The organism is Achromobacter ruhlandii, from assembly GCF_002082135.1.
GTDB classification, from domain to species: Bacteria; Pseudomonadota; Gammaproteobacteria; order Burkholderiales; family Burkholderiaceae_B; genus Achromobacter; species Achromobacter ruhlandii.
The window spans coordinates 4,091,868-4,110,831 of sequence record NZ_CP017433.1; the positions used below are offsets into that span (position 1 = coordinate 4,091,868).

Sequence of the window (18,964 nt, forward strand, 5' to 3'; positions counted from 1 at the left end):
CACTACTCCTTGTCAGCAGAAATGGGGGCCCCGGTATCGCGGAGCCATTGCGATCCCGCTCCCGCGTAGACGCTCCAACCCGACGCAGGCACGGCCCCGCCCAACCGCGGCGCCTGCGGAAAAGCCGCATCGACCAGCTCACGCCCGCGCCGCAGCTGGTCGGCCATGGCCGGCTCATTGCGCGACACGATCCTTGGCGTCACGAAGATCGCCAATTCGGTCTCGCGCAACTGGTAGCGATGTGACGAAAACAGCGCGCCGAGGATCGGGATGTCCTTCAGCCCGGGCAGGCCGGTGACCTCGTCGGAACGCTCTCGCGACAGGAAGCCGCCGATCACCAGCGTGTCACCGGACCGCACGTTGAATTCCGTCGACGCCCGACGGGTACGCAGCGCCGGCCCGCCAGCCGCGGTCAAGGCCATGTCGACGGAGCTGGCCTCGACCTCGATCAGCGAACGGATGACGCCGTTGCGATCGATACGCGGCGTGATCCGCAACGACACCCCATAGGGCTTGAACAACGTCGTGGGATTGCCACGCGAATCGGTCGAGACGTAAGGCACTTCGCCGCCCGCAAGAAAGGTCGCGCTGGCGCCGCTGCGCGCCAGCAATTGCGGCTGGGCCAGCATCACGGCTTCGCCACGCTGGGCCAGCGCCGCGATGCGGGCCGACAGCAGCGCATTGACGCCGAAATAGCCTGCCGCGGACGAGACCGGCAAGGGGGTGTCTACTGGTTGCTCGCCGGGCCGGCTCATCCTGCCCCGCGAGCCGGCGTCCCAGGCCAGCGCCGCGTTCAGCCCCCCTTGCGTCACGCCATCCCAACGGACGCCGAACTCGCGCAATCGCGAACTGGGGATTTCAACCACCTGCACGTCCAGCAACACCATGCTGTCCCAGCCCACCTGTCCGGTGAAGTCCACGACCTCGGGATACCGCTGTGCCAGCGCCGCCACCCGAGCGCGGTCATCGTCGGACAGACCCTCCCCCTCTATGACGACCTGGCTACCCACCAGGGTGCTGCGCGTGCCGGGAATACGCGCCAACAGGGAGTCGACTTCGGCCAGCAGACGCGGCGTGCCGGCCGCCAACACGCGCACGTCATAGCTCGCAAGGCCCGCATCCGCCCACACATGCATCGAGGACACGCCTTCGGCGCGCGCCGACACCACGACCTCGCGATCGTCGGTTGCCACCGCGCTCAGCACCTGGCTGTTGCCGATGGCCACGCGTGTGACGCCGGGCTGCGCCAGTACGCGGCTCTCGCCGACCTGCATCTCGAGCGTCTCGACCGCCGACCACGCCGGCGGGCACGCCAGTGCCAGGCACAGCGCGGCCAGGACCTCGATAGACTCAATCCGTCCGATCCTCATGGGTGCTCCGATTCGAAATCCGCCAGCGCCGAGGTCGGCGCAAGGGTTGGGGCGCGTTCGTCCGGCCGGTCGCCGTACAGGATGACCACCTCCGAAGAGCGCTGCGGTGTCAGCGCCGGGCCAACCGGAGGCAGCGGATCGTGCGCGGGGCCGGCGTCGATGTCCCCCGGGTCGTCCCGGTTGCGCAGCACCGCCGTCAGCGTTCCCGCCTGCCTGGCCGAGAGGTACCGCATGGCCTCGTCGGGACGAGCCGCCAGCGTGATCTGGCCGTGGCCACCGCCGTCGCCGATATCGGTAGCGGTCAGTACCCGCATGCCTTGCAACACCGGCACGGTCGCCTCTCGTCCCCGGATTGTCCGGGAGACGTAGATATCAATGGCATCGCCCGCCTTCAACATGCCCGCCAGGCCCCCCAGATCGGCAGCCGCCACCACGAACGCACGCTGTCCTGGCGCGATCCGCGCGGCCAGCGAACGTGATGACGCGGGATCGGCCGCACCCAGGCACGCACTGAGCAACAGTTCGCCGCCCGCCAGGTCGGCCGCCAGCCGGGTGCCCAGTACGCCGTCAACCGCCTGCGGATCGATGCTGGCCGCGGGCGCCCATATCGCCGGAACTTCGCGTACCGCCAACTGCGACGCCTCCAGCACGGTGCCCGCCGGCAAGTCGCGCGCCGCCACCAGACGGCTGACCAGCGGCGTGCTGGCCGCGGCCTCCAGGCGCGCTATCCGCTGCCGCACGTGCTCTCGGACGGCCCAGGCCGACACCAGCCCGGCTGCCAGCGCCAACAATGGGACCGCCAGCTTGCGCAGGCCCGGGAAAACGACGCGCGTCATGGGACCCTCCGCCGGATCCACAAACCGCTGCCAGCATCCAACGGCAACAGCAGCCAGTCCAACCGCTCACCGCGGCGGCGCCACGACTGCCAGTCGCCGGCATCGGCACGCTTGCCATCGTCCTCCCAACCGTGGCGCCGCAATCCCTGGCGTATGACCGACGCCAGGCGCGCCGGGGGGAGTGGATGTTGCCAGATGCGCTCAGACATGCGCCCCTCGCCGTCTGCCACGACGACATCCAGCCTCAAGCGCGCCGCGGGCGGCAACCAGGCCGGCAGTGGCGCATCCTGGCGCGTCGTCGACATCAGCAAACATGACACGCTGCCCACGCTGCGCCCCGCCACGGGACTTGCCAACACGGCCATCCAGAGGGCATCGCCCAGGCGCCCGGACAGGATCGCCACGCCGGGCAGCACCATGAGATCGCGCAATGCGGGTTGCTGGCGCGACAGGGTGCGGATCAATTCCGGGACGTCGACGGGCGCATCGAACACCACCGCCTGCAGCGGCAAGCCATACAGCCACAATCGATCCGCCAAGGGCTCAACCCGCGACCCAGCCGGGAAACGCATTGCCGCCGGCGTCATCGCCGTCGGCTGGGAAGTGGCTGGCGCGGTCGCGCTCGCCGGATCCGGCCGCACGACGGCTGTCATCGCCAATCCGCAAACGGCCAGCCTCCCGGCCAGGGCACGGCCCCAGCCGTACCTGGCACGATGATGACGGCGCCATCTCATCGTCGACCGTGCGTTCATGGATGTCCCCGCTTGTCGTCGTTCATGCGCTTGTCGGCAGGCACCACGTCCGCCCAGGACGACAGCCAATCGAGGGACATCGAAGACCGGTGCCATGGTGCGTCCACCGCCTCGATCACCGGCGCGACAACACGCGCCAGGGATACCGAGTTGGCGGCTACCCGATTCCACATCGTCATGGCGGCGCCTATACGCCGCTGTACCTCGTCGTCGTCCCGCGCATTGCCCGCGCCCGCCGCGACAGCAATGCGACGCACCAGGCGCACATCGCCCCAGCCCGCCCCGCCGGATACGTCCGCGGAGGACATGGCCGACACCCGGCGCGCATCCGCGGCCGACCATTCGCCTTGCCCTTCGTCATCGCCGGCACCGGCCACGAGCTGGAGACGCACCCCGCGCGGGACGTCATACGTTTCCGCGCCCGCGCCCATGGCGGTCAACATCGCAGCTGCGCGGCTGTCTTGGAGCAGTGTCAGCGCGGTGTACTGCGTCTTGCCCACCCAGGCGATCGCCAGGAGCATCAGGATCAGGATCGGCAGCAGGAGCAGCGCCTCGACCATGGCCTGCCCGCGCTGTCCAAGGATGCGACGCCTCATGGTGCTTCCCCACCCGACGGCGCGGATGCCTGCGTCCGCGCCGACAACCGCGCCTGCCAGTAAGGACGAAACAGCGTGGCCAATTCGTCTTGGCCATCGGGCCGCGGCAGCGGTCTTGCGAAATAGGTCTCGGCGGCACTGGTGACGGTGATCTCCGTGCCCTCGGCGGCGCTGGCGCCAGGCGCCATCCCTACATTGCGGCGTCGTGCAAGCGGCGCCGCGCGCGATTGCAGGCTCACGGCCAGCGTAAAGCGCAGCGGCACGGCACCGTTCGTCACCTCGTAATCGTCTGGCACTCCCCTTCCGGGCGAACGCCGCGCGTGTGCCAGGGCGTAGGAATTGGCTAGTGGCGTCTGTATGCCGGTACCCAGGTCCCACGTGGTCGACTCCTTCACCCAACGCCAGAAATCCAGCGCGGTGAAATCGACAGGCGGACCCACCGCATATTCCACCTCGGCCGGTGGCTTGCCATCGGGTCCGAGCACGGCGCCCCAGCCCATGCTGTATTCGCGGTAGTAGCAACCCGCCCAGCGATTCCAGCGCGAGGAATGGAACGACTGCGTGTCCAGCGCCCCCCAACGTCCGTCCGTGCCCAGCCAGGTCGAGCCCCGGCGCCGCAAGACATGCGGCGATTTCGGGCACCGCGCGTTGGCCGGCAGCGCATTGCGCCGCGTCCCGTCGCGCCGGCCAAGAAAGCCGTAGCGGTCCACCGCCTGTTCGACCGCCGACCAAAGGCCGATGCCGGGTGTCGCGGCGCGCCGCCGCACGTAGCCCGGCCACGCGTCGCGCAGCACCCGCGGCACCGGTTGCGCGGCCGACGTGCCATCCCCATAGTTGTCTTGCAGCACCGCCCGCATCAGCCACTCGCGCGCGGCCGGCAGCCCGGCCACGGCGGCGGCAGACGCCGCCGCGAGCACTTCGTGCACCACCCGGTCGTGTTCGGCATACGCCTGTGCCAAGCCAACTTGCGCCTGGGGATCGGCACGCGCCGCGCGATAGGCCTGCCCCACGTCACGGCCGAACAGGGTGGCGAGCAGGTTCCCAGGAGGATTGTTGCGCCGCCGCTGGCCGGCGAGCGTGTCCGTGAAGGCCATCGACGCGCCCAGCGTCACCAGGTGTGCCATCGCGATCTGGTGGGCGACCTGCGCGCGATTGGCATAGGCCAGGAAATTGAGCCGGCGCGCCTGTTCCAGCGCGCCGCTGTAGGCCGCCGCATCCGCCGCGTGGGTCAGTCGCGCCCGCGCCTCGACCATCCGCCCCAGGCCATGCAGCATGGCCAGCACGGCCGCAAGCACGCCCAGCAACAGCAGACCCGGCACCAACACCTGCCCGTGCTGTCCGGCTTGCCACGTGGGACCGGGGACGTGCCGCGTCATGGCTCGACCACCGCGTTGCCAGTGAAGGACTTGAGCGAACGCGCGCCCGTCTGTCCCGCGGCTTTGCGCACCGCCGCTTGGGCGGCACGCGATTGCGCGCTGCCGTCTTCGCCCGCCAATTCCCGAGCCATGGCGGCGGTCTGCGAACGCACGACCTGGCCAAGGTATTGGTAAACGGCGATCGCCGCCACCGCCACCAGGGCCACGATCACAACATATTCCGTCATGCCCTGTCCGGCCTGACGCCTCAGATATCCCGACACTGCCGCTCTCCCCACACGATGAAACGAGGATCCAGTGTCCGCGCTCCCACACCGCGCGCCAATTCGCGGATACCGAGCTGGATAAATGCGTCACATCACCTTGGCGGCGGCCTCCCGGCATGGGCTCGACACGATCCGCAAGCCCGGCCCGCGGCACGGAAAAATGTTGTAACCCCCTAATATCTATCGGGTTTTCCCTATTGCCCGCCCTCTGGACCGGCAGTAGATTGGAGTTGCCGGGCTGTCTGACACCCATCGCGTGCGAAGCCGGGCAGGAGCGCCTCAGACTCATCTAGAGCTGGGGCGCTCTTCCATTTTGCGACCCGCCAGGCAGCGGCGTGGCGCTGGGGCGGCATTACAAAATCCATACAGAGTCGCCCAATCCCCTCACAGCACGCTGGCTAGTATTGCGTCTTTCCGTGCCAGGACTGACCGACCGATGCTTGTCCATGCCCAACCGCCGTGGGCCGCCCGCCCCGAGCAGGGCCCTGCCCATACCCCTGCCATCGACGCCCTGCGAGGACTGGCAATCGTGTGCGTCGTGCTGCTGCATGTGCAGATCCACATTCCCCAGGAACAGAGCCTGCTGGGCAAGGTGCTGCCCGCCGCCCTCTTCAATATCGTGTTTCGCAGCGGCTACTACGGCGTCATCATCTTCTTCGTGATTTCCGGGTTTCTGGTCACGCGCGCGTCCATCGTGCGTTGGGGCACTCTCGAGGCCGTGCCCTGGCGCGCCTTCCTGCGCCGCCGCTTCGCCCGCATCTATCCCAGCCTGTTGCTAGTGGTGTCTCTGCTGGCCTGCCTACATTGGGCCGGGGTGCCCGGCTTCGTCATCGACAACGCCAGCCTCGGGCGCGCCGTGGCCGGCGCACTGGCGCTGCACCTGAACTGGCTGGAGGCGCAGGTCGGCTACCTGCCAGCGGCATGGAACGTACTGTGGTCCCTGTCCATCGAAGAAGCGTTCTACCTGGCGTTCCCGCTGCTCTGTCTGCTGTCCTTGATGGCGGGCCGACGCGTCCTGGTCCTGGCCTTGTTGCTGTTCGTGGTGCTCGGACCGTTCGCACGCGTCGCCTTCAGCGACAACGAAATCTGGGCCGACCACGCCTACCTGTCCGGCATGGACGGCATCGCCATCGGCTGCCTGGCGGCGCTGTATGCCGCTCGCTCCGCGCCCTCGCGCTCCCCGAGCCGTCCACTGCTGCTGGCGGGAACACTGCTCTTCGTGCTGGTGTTCTTCCTGCGCAAGGCCACTGCCATGCTGGGGCTGACGACATTGGGCCTGAACGTCACGCTGCTGGAGATCGGCGTGGCCTGCCTGCTGATCGGCTGGACCCGGCGCTCGCGTCCTCTACGCCAGACCCCGCTCCTGGCCGCATTGCGATGGGCCGGGCGCAACAGCTACGAAATCTACCTGACGCACATGTTCCCGGTGCTGCTGTTGGCCACGGCCTCCTGCCGCAATTCCGGCGGCGCGATATCGACCTGGTGGCGCGCGGGGGCATTGACCGCCGCCAGCGTGTTGACGATCCTGCTGTCCGTCATGCTGGGCGGACTGGTGGCCCGCTATTATTCAACGCCCATGCGGCGCTGGCTGGCGGGGCCGGGCCGAGCCCGCCGGTGATCGGGTCAGCCAGCCGCCGCGCGCCCGCTCGCGCCATTGAGGCGATCGGCATCCAGGCGCCGGAACACCAGCGCCGACAGCAAGGTAATGGCGCCGACGCACAGGAAGGTCAGCGTGAAAGCGCGGCCCGGCAGCGCGTTGTCGGCCCCCCCGAACACGCCGACCAGCCCGCCGCCGATGGTCACGCCCAGGCCAATGGCCAGCATCTGCACCATGGAGAACAGGCTGTTGCCGCTGCCGGCGTCGCGCGTGCTCAAGCCTTTGAGGGTGACGCTGTTCATGGCCGCGAACTGCATCGAGTTGGCCGCGCCGAACACCGCCAATTGCGCGATCTGCCAAGACAGCGGCCAACCGTGCCCGATCACCGCGAACGACATGATGGCGGCACCCACCAGAACCGTATTGGCCAACAGGAACGTGTCGTAGCCAAACCGCCGCACCAGCGGCGCGATCCAGGGCTTGGAGATCGTGCCCGCGATCGCGGCGGGGAGCATCATCAGCCCCGATTGCAGCGGCGTGTAGCCCAGCTGCAGTTGCAGCAACAGCGGCAGCAGGAACGGCACCGCGCTGCTGCCGACGCGGCACACCAGGTTCCCGACCAGGCCAACGCTGAAATTCGGTTCACGGAACAACCGCAGCTGGAACAAGGGGTTCTCGCGCCGCCGCGCATGCACAACATACAGCAGCACCGTCAACCCGCTCAGCGCGAACAAGGCGGCCGACCAGGCCATGCGCCCCTCGCCAGCGGGCAGATCCAGCGCCAGCGAGAACGCCACCATGCACAGCGACAGCAGCCCGCAGCCGAGCACATCGAACGGCGCGACATCGGCCAGCGCATCCTCGGGCAGATAGCAACGCACGGCAAACAGGCCCGCCAGGCCGATCGGCACGTTGATCATGAAGATCCAATGCCAACTGGCCGCCTGTACCAGCAGGCCGCCCAGCGTCGGCCCGAAGATCGGCCCGACCTGGCCCGCGATGGAGACAAACGCCAGCGCGGAAATGTACTGGTCGCCCGGCACCCGCCGCAGCACCGCGAGGCGTCCGATCGGCAGCAGCATCGAGCCCCCCACGCCCTGCACCACGCGTGCAATCGTCAACTGCGTCAGACTCTGCGCCAACCCGCAGAAGATCGATCCCAACGCGAATACCAGGATCGCGGCCAGATAGACCCGACGCGTGCCGTAGCGGTCCGCGAGCCAACCGGATGCCGGCGTCAACATGGCCATCGTCAGCGTATAGGCCACCACCACCGGCTTGAGCGCCAACACGTCTTCGCCCAGGCTGCGCGCCATGGCGGGCAAGGCGGTGTTGACGATGGTGGTGTCCAGCGTCTGCATAAAAAAACAGGCGGCGACAACCCAGAGCAGGGCTCGCTGAGAGGATGGCGTAGGCATGGGGAAAGCGTACTCCCCGCCAGCCCACGCGCCGCTGACAAGCCCGCGGAAACCCGGCTGGCGAAAACAGGAGAAACAATAGGTTATTCTCCGCAGCAAAAGCAACGAGGATGAATCGAACGTGAGCACCGCTCATCCCCTCCAGACCGGCAATGTGGCGCTGGTCCTCTCCAATCGGCTTGGCGACTCGCTATACCAGATGACCCTGGCCAATAATCTGCGCAAGGCCGGCCGCGACATCACCGTCTATGGCGTGCATGGCTATGCGCTGCGCGAATGGTTTCCCGATTTCGACATCCGGCCGCTGCCAGCGGATAGCGCCAGCCTGGCCGGCTACGACACCATCGTGCAAATGGATCCGGACAGCCCATTCGACGGGCTTACCCGCGTCTGCAAGCGCTTTCTGAGCACCAAGGAATGGGGCAAGATCCGCGCCGCCCCGCGCCGGCACGATTCTCCCAACGGCATCCTGGACGAATTCCGCCGCTTCTCGGCCGATGCCTTCGGCCTGACAGAATGGAGCGCCGACAATGGCTTGCGGGCACCCGCAGGGCTGACGGCGCGCCGCCACGACAAACGCGTCATCCTGCACCCGACCTCGAGCGAAGCCGAGCGTTGCTGGACACCGGGCAAATATGTCGTCGTCGCCCGGCGCCTGCGCGCCATGGGCTACGAACCGACCTTCGTGCTAGCGCCGTCCGAACGCGCCTTCTGGAAGCCGCTGCTGGAACAGGCCCACGCTGGGCTGGTCGAAGCGCCCTCCATCGAGGGCGTCGCCGCCGAGGTCTACGAGTCCGGCTGGTTCATTGGCACCGATTCCGGCATCGGCCACCTGGCCTCATGCTGTGGGCTGTCGACCGTGACCATCGTCGACCGCCCCCGCAACATGCCGCGCTGGCGCCCGGCCTGGGCAGACAACATCATTGTCCGGCCGTGGTGGCTGCCGCTACGTTCCCTGCGCCGCAAATACTGGCGTGAAGCCACCACGGTGGCCGCGGTCATGCGCTGCTTCGGCCGCATGGTGCGCCGGCGCGCGCAATGATTGCAAAAACACAAGGCCGGTTGCCGACGCCATCGGAAACCAGCCTTGTCTCTTGTGAGGCGGCGACAACCCCGAACCAGGACGCGATGGCGCGATGCCATGGTCGCAACATCGCGCTCAGGCGGTCGCCTCCACGTTCCTGACCGCTCCCGCGTGCGTCATCGCGGCTTCGTAGGCGCTCAGGGTCTCCGCCATTTTCTGCGACAGCATCAGGTGGCGGTCGGCAAACGTCCGCGCCTGTTCGGCGATCCGCGCCGCTTCGCCGGGATGTGACCAGATCCACGCCAGGTGATCCGCGAAACCCGCCACGTCTGCCGCGGGCGCCAGCCAGCCGGTGCTGCCGGGATGCACGATCTCGGGCAACCCGCCGACCGCGCTGGCCACCACGGGGCAGCGGGAAGCATAAGCTTCCGGCACCACGCGCGACCAGGCCTCGTTGATCGACGGCACCAACACCGCATCGGCAGCATGGATAACGCTGCGAATATCCTCCCGATGCCCTGCGAACGTCACGTGATCGCCGATACCCAGTTCCGCGGCCAGATCGTGCAGTTGCTGGCAATACGCCGCCGTGGCACGGGTCGGCGCGCCCACCACCAACGCGCGCGCGGGCAGGCCGCGCTGGCGCAGCAGATGCACCACCCGCAGCAAGTCTTCCTGACGCTTGTCTGGCCGCAGCATGCCGATGGTCGCCACCACGAACGCGGCGGGATCGATAGCCAGCTCCTGGCGCGCGGCATGGCGCAACGCCAGTTTGTCTGCCGCCACGAAAAAGCCATGATCGGCCCACTCGCCAACGACACTGATGCGATCACGTTGGGCAAAGCCCGCCGCGACGATGTCGCGCGCCCCGCCCTCGCTTGTCGTGATGACGCGATGGCAACCCAGGCGCCATTCCAGCCGGCGTCGCCATGACGTGCGCAGCGGCCGCGAAAAATGCCAGGTCCGCACCAGCGAACACAGATCGCGGCACAGCGCGCTGGCCTTCGCATCGGGAGTACCATGCGCATCGATAACCTGGATACGCAGATCCCTCACGATCTGCCGCAGCCTCAGCATGCCCGACCAGGAATATGGCGAGTTGAAATCCATGCCGATGGCCGCCAGGCCCCAGCTGCGCGCCAGTTTCAGGGTTTCGCTCTGAGGCGGGGCGGCAATCGCCACGGCATGGCCTTGCTCGCGAAGCCAGCGCGCCTGATCCAGGACACGAAATTCCAGTCCACCCAGGTTCGGGCCGGAGAGGGTGTGCAAGATTTGCATGAGAATCTAGAAGTACGGGAAGCGCGAACCGTGCGCATGAGGCTCGCTACAAGGAGCGCCAGAGGGGGCACTACCAAGGAGAAGGTTGCGGGCAAGCGGCGCGCTGCTGGCGAGCGCTTCACCAAGGCGAAGGCCGTGGCGCGAGGACAATGGACGTAAACGCGGAAACATCGGTCGGCGAGCTGGGTAAGATGGGTTCTAATTGCTTGCCGGGCCAGGCTGTTGCATTGTCGAAATCGACTGAAACGCCATTTTTGTGAGATTTAGCTACGAGTCAGAAATATAGGCTCGCGGCATAACTGAATTAGGGGAAAGTTTTTAATCATTGTTAATTTCTTTGCTATTTTTGTATCAAAATATTTCCATAACAACCGACATCTGTATGTGCCCGAACAGGCGCCTTAAACGATGAAGATGAACGACGGCCGGACGCCGCGCGCGGGCGTTCAGAGCGCGGCCACGCGGCCCAAAATGGCAAAAAAGGGGAAAGGGCTAAGGCGCGGACTGCAGGGTTGGTCGGATCGACAGGCACTTCATATCAGAACCTGTGGTCGAACATCAGGACCCGCGGCCAAACAGGCGATCCGCCGCAATCAGGAAGAGCCCCAGCTCAGAACAGACAGGCCTTCTGCGAACACTCGATCAGGAAAAGCGCCACCCTGGCAGCCGGATACAACACGACCGCCGCCGTCAGCAACACCCACCAGCGCCGGTGGCGGCGAACGGCAAGCACGACGCTGACGAACCACACCAGCACCAAGGCCCAATAAGCAGGAAAAACCGGCCCCAGCCCACCGTCAACCAGTCGTTCCACAGCAACAGCAACGCCACGGCAAGCAGAATCCCGAGGATGAGCAGGGTCGATCGGTTGTCGGCGCGCGCGGGTACGGCGGAGGGCATGGATGGAAAGAGAATCCGTGAGGGATAAGAAGTCGCATCACCGCAGGCGATGACCGCGCAGAGGCGGTCAATCTCCTGCCGCGGACCATTCTACCCACGGGTAGGAACACAAGCGCGAATTCACCAGAATGACGACAACCGCCATTCCGCCCTGCCCTGATCGCGGCTTGGTGTCAGCGCCGATGTAATACTGACCCACCGCGTCGGAGTAAATCTGACCCACCTGGGCAATGATGGCGGCCTTTTGGCCGCCGACAATGTTGACTCAGGAGCAAGCAGTGGAGATCAAGGTAATGGCGCGTCGCGGCGTCAGCATTCGGGAGATGGCCAAGCAGCTGGGCTGCTCACGCAACACGATCAGGCGGTATCTGCGTGAGGCTGATGCCCAGCAGTACAAGCCCCGCGAGGCACGGACCACCAAGCTGGATCCGTACAAGGACTATCTGCACGGGCGCATCGAGGCGGCCCGGCCGCACTGGATTCCAGCAGCCGTGCTGCTGCGGGAGATTCAAGAGCTGGACTACCCCGGTGGTGTAACGCAGCTCAAGGAGTTTCTTGGCGGCTACAAGCACCAGGAGCCTGAACCGGTCGTTCGTTTTGAGACGCCGCCTGGCAAGCAGATGCAGGCCGACTTCACCCACATCCGGCGCGGCCGTGATCCCTTGATGGCCTTTGTCGCCACGCTGGGATACAGCCGTTCGAGCTGGGTGCGGTTCACCACCGATGAGCGCGCCGACACTTGGTTCGGATGTCTGCGTCAGGCCTTCATCTACTTCGGCGGCGTACCCCAGCACGTGTTGTTCGACAACGCGGGCGCCATCATCACCGAGCGCGATGCCTACGGCCCCGGCCAGCATCGCTGGCACAACGGGCTGTTGGCCGTCGCCCAGGAGTTCGGCTTCACCCCGCGTGTGTGCCAGCCTTATCGCGCCAAGACCAAGGGCAAGGTCGAACGCTTCAACGGATACCTGAAGGGCAGTTTCTGTGTCCCGTTGGCCGCGACCCTCAAGCAGGCTGGCCTGCGCTTCGATGTGACGGCAGCCAACGCGCACGTCGGTCGCTGGCTCACGGAGGTGGCCGATCAGCGGCTGCATGGCACCACTCGGGAGAGACCCGCTAAGCGGTTGCAGGAAGAGCGCCTGGCGCTACTGCAGTTGCCTGCGCAACACGGCATGTTGGTGCCAGCCACGTCTCACCGGCCTGTGCCGCGAGAGAGCTTCCAGCACCCGCTGTCGGTCTATAACGAGTTGCTGGAGGTGCGAGCATGAACCTTCAACACAACCGCATCGAACAGATCTGCGATGTCCTGAAGCTGGAGCGTATCGGCAGCGAGTGGCCCGCCATGGCCCAGCAGTGCGCCCGCGAAGACGCCAGCCATGGCGACTTCCTGGAGCGCCTTCTGGGTATTGAGAACGACGCCCGGATCGAACGCCAGCGCGCCGCCCTGATGAAGATCGCCACGCTGCCCTCGGTCAAGACCATCGAAGACTATGACTTCGCCTTTGCCAGTGGTGCGCCGCGTGCCCAGATCCAGGAACTGGCGGCCCTGAGCTTTATCGAACGGGCTGAGAACGTGGTATTCCTGGGACCCAGCGGCGTGGGCAAGAGCCACCTGGCGCAGGCATTGGCGTACCGTGCCGTCATGGCGGGCATCAAGACCCGGTTTCTGACTGCCGCCGACCTGATGATGCAGTTGGCCACTGCCCATAAACAGGACCGGCTGCAGCAGTACTTCAACCGCGCCATCATCGGGCCGCGCCTGCTGGTGATCGATGAGATTGGCTATCTGCCCTTCGGGCGCGAGGAAGCAAACCTGTTCTTCAACGTGGTGGCCCAGCGCTACGAGCGTACCAGCATCATCGTCACCAGCAATCTGCCCTTCAGCCAGTGGGCCTCGTGCTTCTCTGAGGATCAGACGCTGACCGCCGCCTTGCTCGACCGCCTGCTGCACCACGCCCATATCGTGCAGATTGCCGGGGAAAGCTACCGGCTCAAGGACAAGCGCAAAGCAGGAAACATCAAGATCAGGAACTAGGTTTTTGAACGCCGGGGTGGGTCAGTTTTACTCCGACGATTCCGACGAAAGTGGGTCAATTTTCAACCGGCGTTGACAGCTTGGTGCGCGCGCGTGTAGCGAGGCGCGTCGTTTTAGTCTCAAACGACGCGCCTCGCTACCCCGATTTGCGGAAAAGGCCCAGGATTGCGGAAAAGAAAACGGGTCTTGGATTGCTCCAAGACCCGCATGTTTCTTTGGTAGGCCCCCCGAGAGTCGAACTCGGCACCAACGGATTATGAGTCCGCTGCTCTAACCAGGCATGAGCTAGAGGCCCAGGAAACTTATTGCCCTTCCAGGAAGCTCTTCAGCTTGTCGGCCCGGCTCGGGTGACGCAGCTTGCGCAGCGCTTTAGCCTCTATTTGGCGGATGCGCTCACGCGTGACGTCGAACTGCTTGCCCACTTCTTCCAGGGTCTGGTCGGTGCTCATTTCGATACCGAAACGCATGCGCAGCACCTTGGCTTCCCGCGGGGTCAGGGAGTCTAGCACTTCCTTGACCACGTCGCGCATGGAACCATGCAGCGCGGCGTCCGAAGGCGCCAGGGTCGAGGTGTCTTCGATGAAATCGCCCAGGTGCGAGTCGTCGTCGTCGCCGATCGGCGTTTCCATGGAGATCGGCTCCTTGGCGATCTTCAGGATCTTGCGGATCTTGTCCTCGGGCATGTCCATCTTCTGCGCCAGGGTCGCGGGATCCGGCTCGGCGCCGGTTTCCTGCAGGATCTGGCGGCTGATCCGGTTCATCTTGTTGATCGTTTCGATCATGTGGACCGGAATACGGATGGTGCGCGCCTGGTCGGCGATGGAGCGGGTGATGGCCTGACGGATCCACCACGTCGCGTAGGTCGAGAACTTGTAGCCGCGACGGTACTCGAACTTGTCCACCGCCTTCATCAGGCCGATGTTGCCTTCCTGGATCAGGTCCAGGAACTGCAGGCCACGGTTCGTGTACTTCTTGGCGATCGAGATCACCAGGCGCAGGTTGGCCTCGGTCATTTCGCGCTTGGCCTTGCGGGCCTTGGCTTCGCCAGTGGCCATGCGCTTGTTGACGTCCTTGAGGTCCTTGAGCGGCAGCACCACGCGGGTCTGCAGGTCGATCAGCTTCTGCTGCAGTTCCTGCACGGCGGGGATCTGGCGCTCCAGCGTTTCGGCGTACGGATGGCCGGCGGCCACTTCATCGACGACCCACTGCAGATTGGTTTCGTTGCCCGGGAATACCTTGATGAAATGCGTGCGCGGCATGCCGGCACGGTCCACACACGTGTGCAGGACGGCGCGCTCGAGCTGGCGCACTTCTTCCACCTGGTTGCGCAGCGTGTCGGCCAGCTTCTCGACCATCTTGGCGGTGAAGCGGATGCCCATCAGTTCGTTCTGGATCGACTCCTGCGCGCGCACGTAGACGTCCGACTTGTAGCCGTCCTTTTCGTACGACAGGCGCATCTTGTCGAACTGCTTGCCGACCTCGTCGAATTTGGCCAATGCCTTCACGCGCAGGTCTTCCAGCTGCTTGCTGGACATGCCGCCAGCGGGGCCGTCATCGCTCTCGTCTTCATCGGCGGTGACGCCGGCGCCGGCATACTCTTCGCCGTCTTCCGGATCGACCAGGCCGTCGACCACTTCGTCGATCTGCGCCTGGCCTTCACGCACGCGCATGACGTGAGCGAGGATTTCGTTAATGGTGGTCGGGCAGGCCGAGATGGCCATGACCATGTGCTTCAGGCCGTCTTCGATGCGCTTGGCGATCTCGATTTCGCCCTCGCGCGTCAGCAGTTCCACCGAGCCCATTTCGCGCATGTACATACGCACGGGGTCGGTGGTGCGGCCGAAGTCGGAGTCCACGGTGGTCAGCGCGGCTTCGGCTTCGTCTTCGACGTCATCGTCGTTGGAGGCAACCGGCGCGTTTTCGCTCATCAGCAGCGTTTCGGCATCGGGCGCCTGGTCATAGACCGCGATGCCCATGTCGCTGAACGTGCTGATGATGCCGTCGATGGCTTCGGCGTCGACCAGGTCATCAGGCAGATGGTCGTTGATTTCGCCGTAGGTCAGGTAGCCGCGATCCTTGCCCAGCTTGATCAGCTGCTTGAGGCGGTTGCGGCGGGCTTCGTATTCTTCGGCCGAGACGGGGCCGCGGGCGATCAGATCCTTGGGATCCGCCTTGCCGCGCTTGCCACCGCGCTTGGGCGGCTTCAGGTCCGGCAGGACTTCGCCTTCGCCGTCCATGGTGTCGTCGAAACCGTCGGAATCGTTGTTGGCGTTCTTGGCCGGGCGACCCGGGCGGCGGCCGCTGGGGGCCGGACGCGCGCTGCCGACCAGATCGGCCAGCTTGTCCTCGGCCTTCTTGGCACGCGCCTTGGTCACCTTCTCGGGCTTGTCTGCCGCCGCCGTCTTGGCAGCCGCCTTCTTGGCGGCCGTCTTAGCGGCAGGCTTGGCGACCTTCACCGCCGTCTTGGCGGGCGCTTTTTCCGCCGCCATGCTGACGACACGCTTGGCCTTGGTGGCCTGGGTGTCGGTCGCATCAATTGCAGAGGAGGATTTGCCGGTGGATTTGGTCATAGTCGCTTCCGTGGTCGTCGCAACCCGTTCGGGCATGTGCACCGCATGAAACCGCTGCCGGGCAAAGGCCCATCGCGGCATCCATGCGGGTAAAACTGGTGAATCGGCGGAAGCCCTGCGGCTGCGTTGTTCGCGGCACAAGCTCTTGCGAGCCCGCCTGGCGTCATTGCGGTCCGTGACCGGCTGAACGCCTGGCGTGCATGGTTTCATCCAGCCGCGGACTCCCGGCATCGAGGGGGGCTGTCTGCCTATAAATAGGCGTTGCTTGCCTGTCGGGCCTTGCCCTTGGCAGCTAAATAGACACAGCACCCAAACCTCAGACGCGACGCGAAGATAACCGCCGCCGAACTGCGTGATTCACCACTCAGCTATAGTAATTAACTATGTAACAAATTTGATGCGCACGTCCGCTTTTTTTCGCGCTGGCGCTTGGGGCTTATCCACCCCAGACCGACCCGTTCAACCGGTATCCGCCTTGCCCGCCAGCCCGGCATCGCTTCAGCCGACCTGCCCATCAAACCCTAAAACTATTAGATTCCAGCAGCGGAAATAGATTCCGTCCGCCGTTCTTTTTCCTGCCGCTTGCGTTTTCGCGCAACCGTGCCCCAACACTGGCGCGATAACGAAGGATTCATCGCAACACCGCGCCTGCGCGCCTTCACGCAACACCGCGCCTGCGCGCCTGCAAATACCGCGCCTACGCGCCCTGCATCCCGCCGGCACAGATTCAAGGCCGATTCATTCAACCGGCTTTCAGTCTGCATTCAACATCGCGGGATCCTGGCGCCGCCAGGTCATCGCCATACAGCCAACAACTACCGCCACACAACGGTTTGCGGCAATGCCGCGGCGGGAAAACCTTTGATTTTACCGCATTTAGCGTATGCCGGCACCTTTGAGCACCAGCATCCGGCTCGACAGCTCCAGGTAGCGCTTGCGCGCCTCCTCGGTTGCCAAGCCGGCCGCGGCCAGCTTGGCCATTTCCGCCTTCGCCGAATCGAATTCGATGCGCCGCAGCGCATCGTCCCATTCGGTTTGCGGATCCGGCAGATCTTCCTGGGACAAAATGTCGACCCGCAGCCCCTTGAGCACTGTCGCAAGATCCGAGTCCGGCTCGGCCGCTTCCAGCAGGGCGCCCACATGGCGCGCACCGCTGGATTGGGCCAGCATGATCAGATCCCTTACCAGTCCTAGATGGGGGCCGTGGTCGATGACTTCAAGCTGCTGGTCGCCCATCGAGTCGACCAGTTCCGGGTGGGCCAGCAACAGACTCAACAGGCGCTTGGCCAGCGAAGGCATGGTGCGGCGCCCTTCGAAGCCGCCGACGTCATCGCGCCTGCCCTTCCAGTTGCCTTTGCCGCCTTTCCAGTCGCTTTTGCCCTTCCAGTCGCTCTTGCCCTTCCAATCGCCCTTGCCTTTCCAGTCCTGCTTGCCACCGCCGCCACTCCAGCCGCCGCCCGATTCGCCGCCTGGCGACGAGAATTGGCCATAATCCACGTACTCGCCATCGTCGGCGGGAATGTCGTGAAAATCGTGGCCAGCGAAGTCGTAGCCGCCTTCGTGCGGCACGCTACCCTCCTGCGGCGCCGGTGCGCCGGCGTTGCCCGCCTCGCCCGCGGCCGGCCTGACCGGCGGGCCGAACGGCTTGGCGGGTTGCTGCGCCAGCACCTGCGCCATTTCCTCCGGCGTCAGCTGCACCAGCTTGGCCATCTCGCGTTCGATCTGCACGCGCAGCGCGCATTCCGGAATCGACGCCAGCAGGGGCTTGGCCTCATGCAGGCAGCTGGCGCGCCCTTCGGCTTCGTCCATGTTATGGCGCGATGCCAGCTCGTCCAGCAGGAAGCGCGACAACGCCACCGCCTCGCCCAGGCAAGCACGGAACGCTTCGGCGCCCAGTTCGCGCACATACGAATCCGGGTCATGCTCGGTTGGCAGGAACAGGAAGCGGATGGCGATGTCGTCGCGCAGCACCGGCAGGCACGCCTGCAGCGCGCGCCACGCGGCCCGGCGGCCGGCGCCATCACCGTCGAAGCTGAAGATCACCTTGTCGCTGGTGCGCAGCAGCTTCTTGACGTGATCCGGGGTGGTTGCGGTGCCTAGCGTGGCAACGGCATTGGCGATACCCTGCTGCGCCAGGCCGACCACATCCATGTAGCCTTCGACCACGATGACCTGACCTTCCTGGCGGATCGCCTGACGCGCTTCCCACAGCCCGTACAGCTCCTGACCCTTGGAAAACAGCGGGGTTTCCGGCGAATTCAGGTACTTGGGCTCGCCCTTGCCGATGATGCGGCCGCCAAAGCCGATCAGGCTGCCGCGCGCATTGCGGATCGGGAACATGATCCGTTCGCGGAAGCGGTCGTAGCGCCGGCCGTCCTCGGACTCGATGACCAGGCCCGACTCCACCAGGGTCGGATCTTCGTAATTCGGAAAAACCTGCGACAGCCCATGCCGGTCCGTGCCGGACCAGCCCAGGCCGAAATGCGCCGCGATCTCGCCGGTCAGGCCACGTTGCTTCAGATAGCGGATCGCGGCGGGCGATGCGCGCAACTGCTTCAGGTAATGGGCTTGAGCGGCGTCCAGCACCTGCGTATGGCGGGACTCCTCGGCCTTGCGGCGCGCGGTTTCCTGTTGCTGGCGGGGACTGCGATTTTCTTCGGGGACCGTCATTCCCGCCGAAGCCGCGAGCGTGCGCACGGCCTCGGGGAAACTGGCGCCCGTATGTTCCATCAGGAAGGTGATGGCACTGCCGTGGGCGCCGCAACCGAAGCAGTGATAGAACTGCTTGGTGGGGCTGACAGTGAACGACGGACTTTTTTCGTTATGAAAGGGGCACAGGCCAAGCAAGTTGGCCCCACCCTTTCGCAACTGCACGTATCGCCCGACAACATCGACAACGTCGACCCGGGCGAGTAGTTCCTGGATGAATGATTCTGGAATCAATAG

15 protein-coding genes and 1 tRNA gene are annotated in these 18,964 nt (G+C 65.4%); 4 read left to right on the forward strand and 12 right to left on the reverse strand.

The annotated features are described in order from the left end of the window. Window positions 1–2: 2 nt before the first annotated feature. The 6 genes from AruCF_RS18425 to AruCF_RS18450 form a co-directional block, all read right to left on the reverse strand. Window positions 3–1,370, reverse strand: coding sequence for a type II and III secretion system protein family protein (locus tag AruCF_RS18425; RefSeq protein ID WP_049075146.1), 1,368 nt, complete (start codon window positions 1,368–1,370; stop codon window positions 3–5). Beyond that, window positions 1,367–2,206, reverse strand: coding sequence for a Flp pilus assembly protein CpaB (gene cpaB, locus AruCF_RS18430; RefSeq protein ID WP_049075147.1), 840 nt, complete (start codon window positions 2,204–2,206; stop codon window positions 1,367–1,369). Before cpaB ends, AruCF_RS18425 begins: the two co-directional genes overlap by 4 nt. Beyond that, on the reverse strand, window positions 2,203–2,859 hold the full coding sequence (locus AruCF_RS18435; protein WP_235432682.1) for a hypothetical protein: 657 nt from the start codon (window positions 2,857–2,859) through the stop codon (window positions 2,203–2,205). Before AruCF_RS18435 ends, cpaB begins: the two co-directional genes overlap by 4 nt. A 95-nt stretch (window positions 2,860–2,954) precedes the next feature. Next, complete coding sequence (locus AruCF_RS18440; RefSeq protein WP_049075149.1) at window positions 2,955–3,554, reverse strand: TadE/TadG family type IV pilus assembly protein; 600 nt, start codon at window positions 3,552–3,554, stop codon at window positions 2,955–2,957. Continuing rightward, window positions 3,551–4,930, reverse strand: coding sequence for a pilus assembly protein TadG-related protein (locus AruCF_RS18445; RefSeq protein ID WP_049075150.1), 1,380 nt, complete (start codon window positions 4,928–4,930; stop codon window positions 3,551–3,553). The genes AruCF_RS18440 and AruCF_RS18445 overlap by 4 nt, the downstream gene beginning before the upstream one ends. Then, entirely contained in the window at window positions 4,927–5,157 is a 231-nt protein-coding gene (locus AruCF_RS18450; protein WP_080977462.1) for a hypothetical protein, read from the reverse strand. Before AruCF_RS18450 ends, AruCF_RS18445 begins: the two co-directional genes overlap by 4 nt. Before the next feature lie 475 nt (window positions 5,158–5,632). Here AruCF_RS18450 and AruCF_RS18455 point away from each other — a divergent pair, with 475 nt between their 5' ends. Then, window positions 5,633–6,814 carry an acyltransferase family protein gene (locus AruCF_RS18455; RefSeq protein ID WP_049075157.1) on the forward strand — a complete coding sequence of 394 codons (1,182 nt, stop codon included), beginning with the start codon at window positions 5,633–5,635 and terminating at the stop codon, window positions 6,812–6,814. Window positions 6,815–6,819: 5 nt separating this feature from the next. Here AruCF_RS18455 and mdtD read toward each other — a convergent pair whose 3' ends face one another. Further along, the gene (gene mdtD / locus AruCF_RS18460) at window positions 6,820–8,211 is read right to left on the reverse strand and encodes a multidrug transporter subunit MdtD (protein WP_049075158.1); all 1,392 of its coding nucleotides are present in this window, start codon (window positions 8,209–8,211) and stop codon (window positions 6,820–6,822) included. Between the two features lie 121 nt (window positions 8,212–8,332). On the opposite strand from mdtD, the gene AruCF_RS18465 reads away from it, so the two are divergent. Beyond that, complete coding sequence (locus tag AruCF_RS18465; protein ID WP_049075159.1) at window positions 8,333–9,253, forward strand: glycosyltransferase family 9 protein; 921 nt, start codon at window positions 8,333–8,335, stop codon at window positions 9,251–9,253. 117 nt (window positions 9,254–9,370) lie between these two features. Here AruCF_RS18465 and AruCF_RS18470 read toward each other — a convergent pair whose 3' ends face one another. Continuing rightward, window positions 9,371–10,513, reverse strand: a complete 1,143-nt coding sequence (locus AruCF_RS18470) for a glycosyltransferase family 4 protein (RefSeq protein WP_049075161.1) — start codon at window positions 10,511–10,513, stop codon at window positions 9,371–9,373. Window positions 10,514–11,123: 610 nt separating this feature from the next. After that, window positions 11,124–11,327 (reverse strand): hypothetical protein, encoded by a 204-nt coding sequence (locus AruCF_RS29260; RefSeq protein ID WP_144419156.1) that lies wholly within the window; start codon window positions 11,325–11,327, stop codon window positions 11,124–11,126. 343 nt (window positions 11,328–11,670) lie between these two features. Here AruCF_RS29260 and istA point away from each other — a divergent pair, with 343 nt between their 5' ends. Together istA and istB are read left to right on the forward strand one after the other, a co-directional pair. Next, on the forward strand, window positions 11,671–12,681 hold the full coding sequence (gene istA / locus AruCF_RS18475) for an IS21 family transposase (protein WP_049077984.1): 1,011 nt from the start codon (window positions 11,671–11,673) through the stop codon (window positions 12,679–12,681). Then, window positions 12,678–13,448 (forward strand): IS21-like element helper ATPase IstB, encoded by a 771-nt coding sequence (gene istB / locus AruCF_RS18480; RefSeq protein ID WP_005013542.1) that lies wholly within the window; start codon window positions 12,678–12,680, stop codon window positions 13,446–13,448. Before istA ends, istB begins: the two co-directional genes overlap by 4 nt. 216 nt (window positions 13,449–13,664) lie before the next feature. On the opposite strand, the gene AruCF_RS18485 is transcribed toward istB, so the two are convergent. The 3 genes from AruCF_RS18485 to dnaG all read right to left on the reverse strand — a co-directional run bounded on the left by AruCF_RS18485 (window position 13,665) and on the right by dnaG (window position 18,961). Then, a tRNA-Ile gene (locus tag AruCF_RS18485) sits at window positions 13,665–13,743 on the reverse strand. Window positions 13,744–13,750: 7 nt separating this feature from the next. Further along, window positions 13,751–16,018, reverse strand: coding sequence for an RNA polymerase sigma factor RpoD (rpoD, locus tag AruCF_RS18490; protein ID WP_049075163.1), 2,268 nt, complete (start codon window positions 16,016–16,018; stop codon window positions 13,751–13,753). A gap of 876 nt (window positions 16,019–16,894) precedes the next feature. After that, window positions 16,895–18,961: a DNA primase gene (dnaG, locus tag AruCF_RS18495; RefSeq protein ID WP_049075165.1), complete on the reverse strand. Its 2,067-nt coding sequence runs from the start codon at window positions 18,959–18,961 to the stop codon at window positions 16,895–16,897. Between the last annotated feature and the right edge of the window lie 3 nt (window positions 18,962–18,964).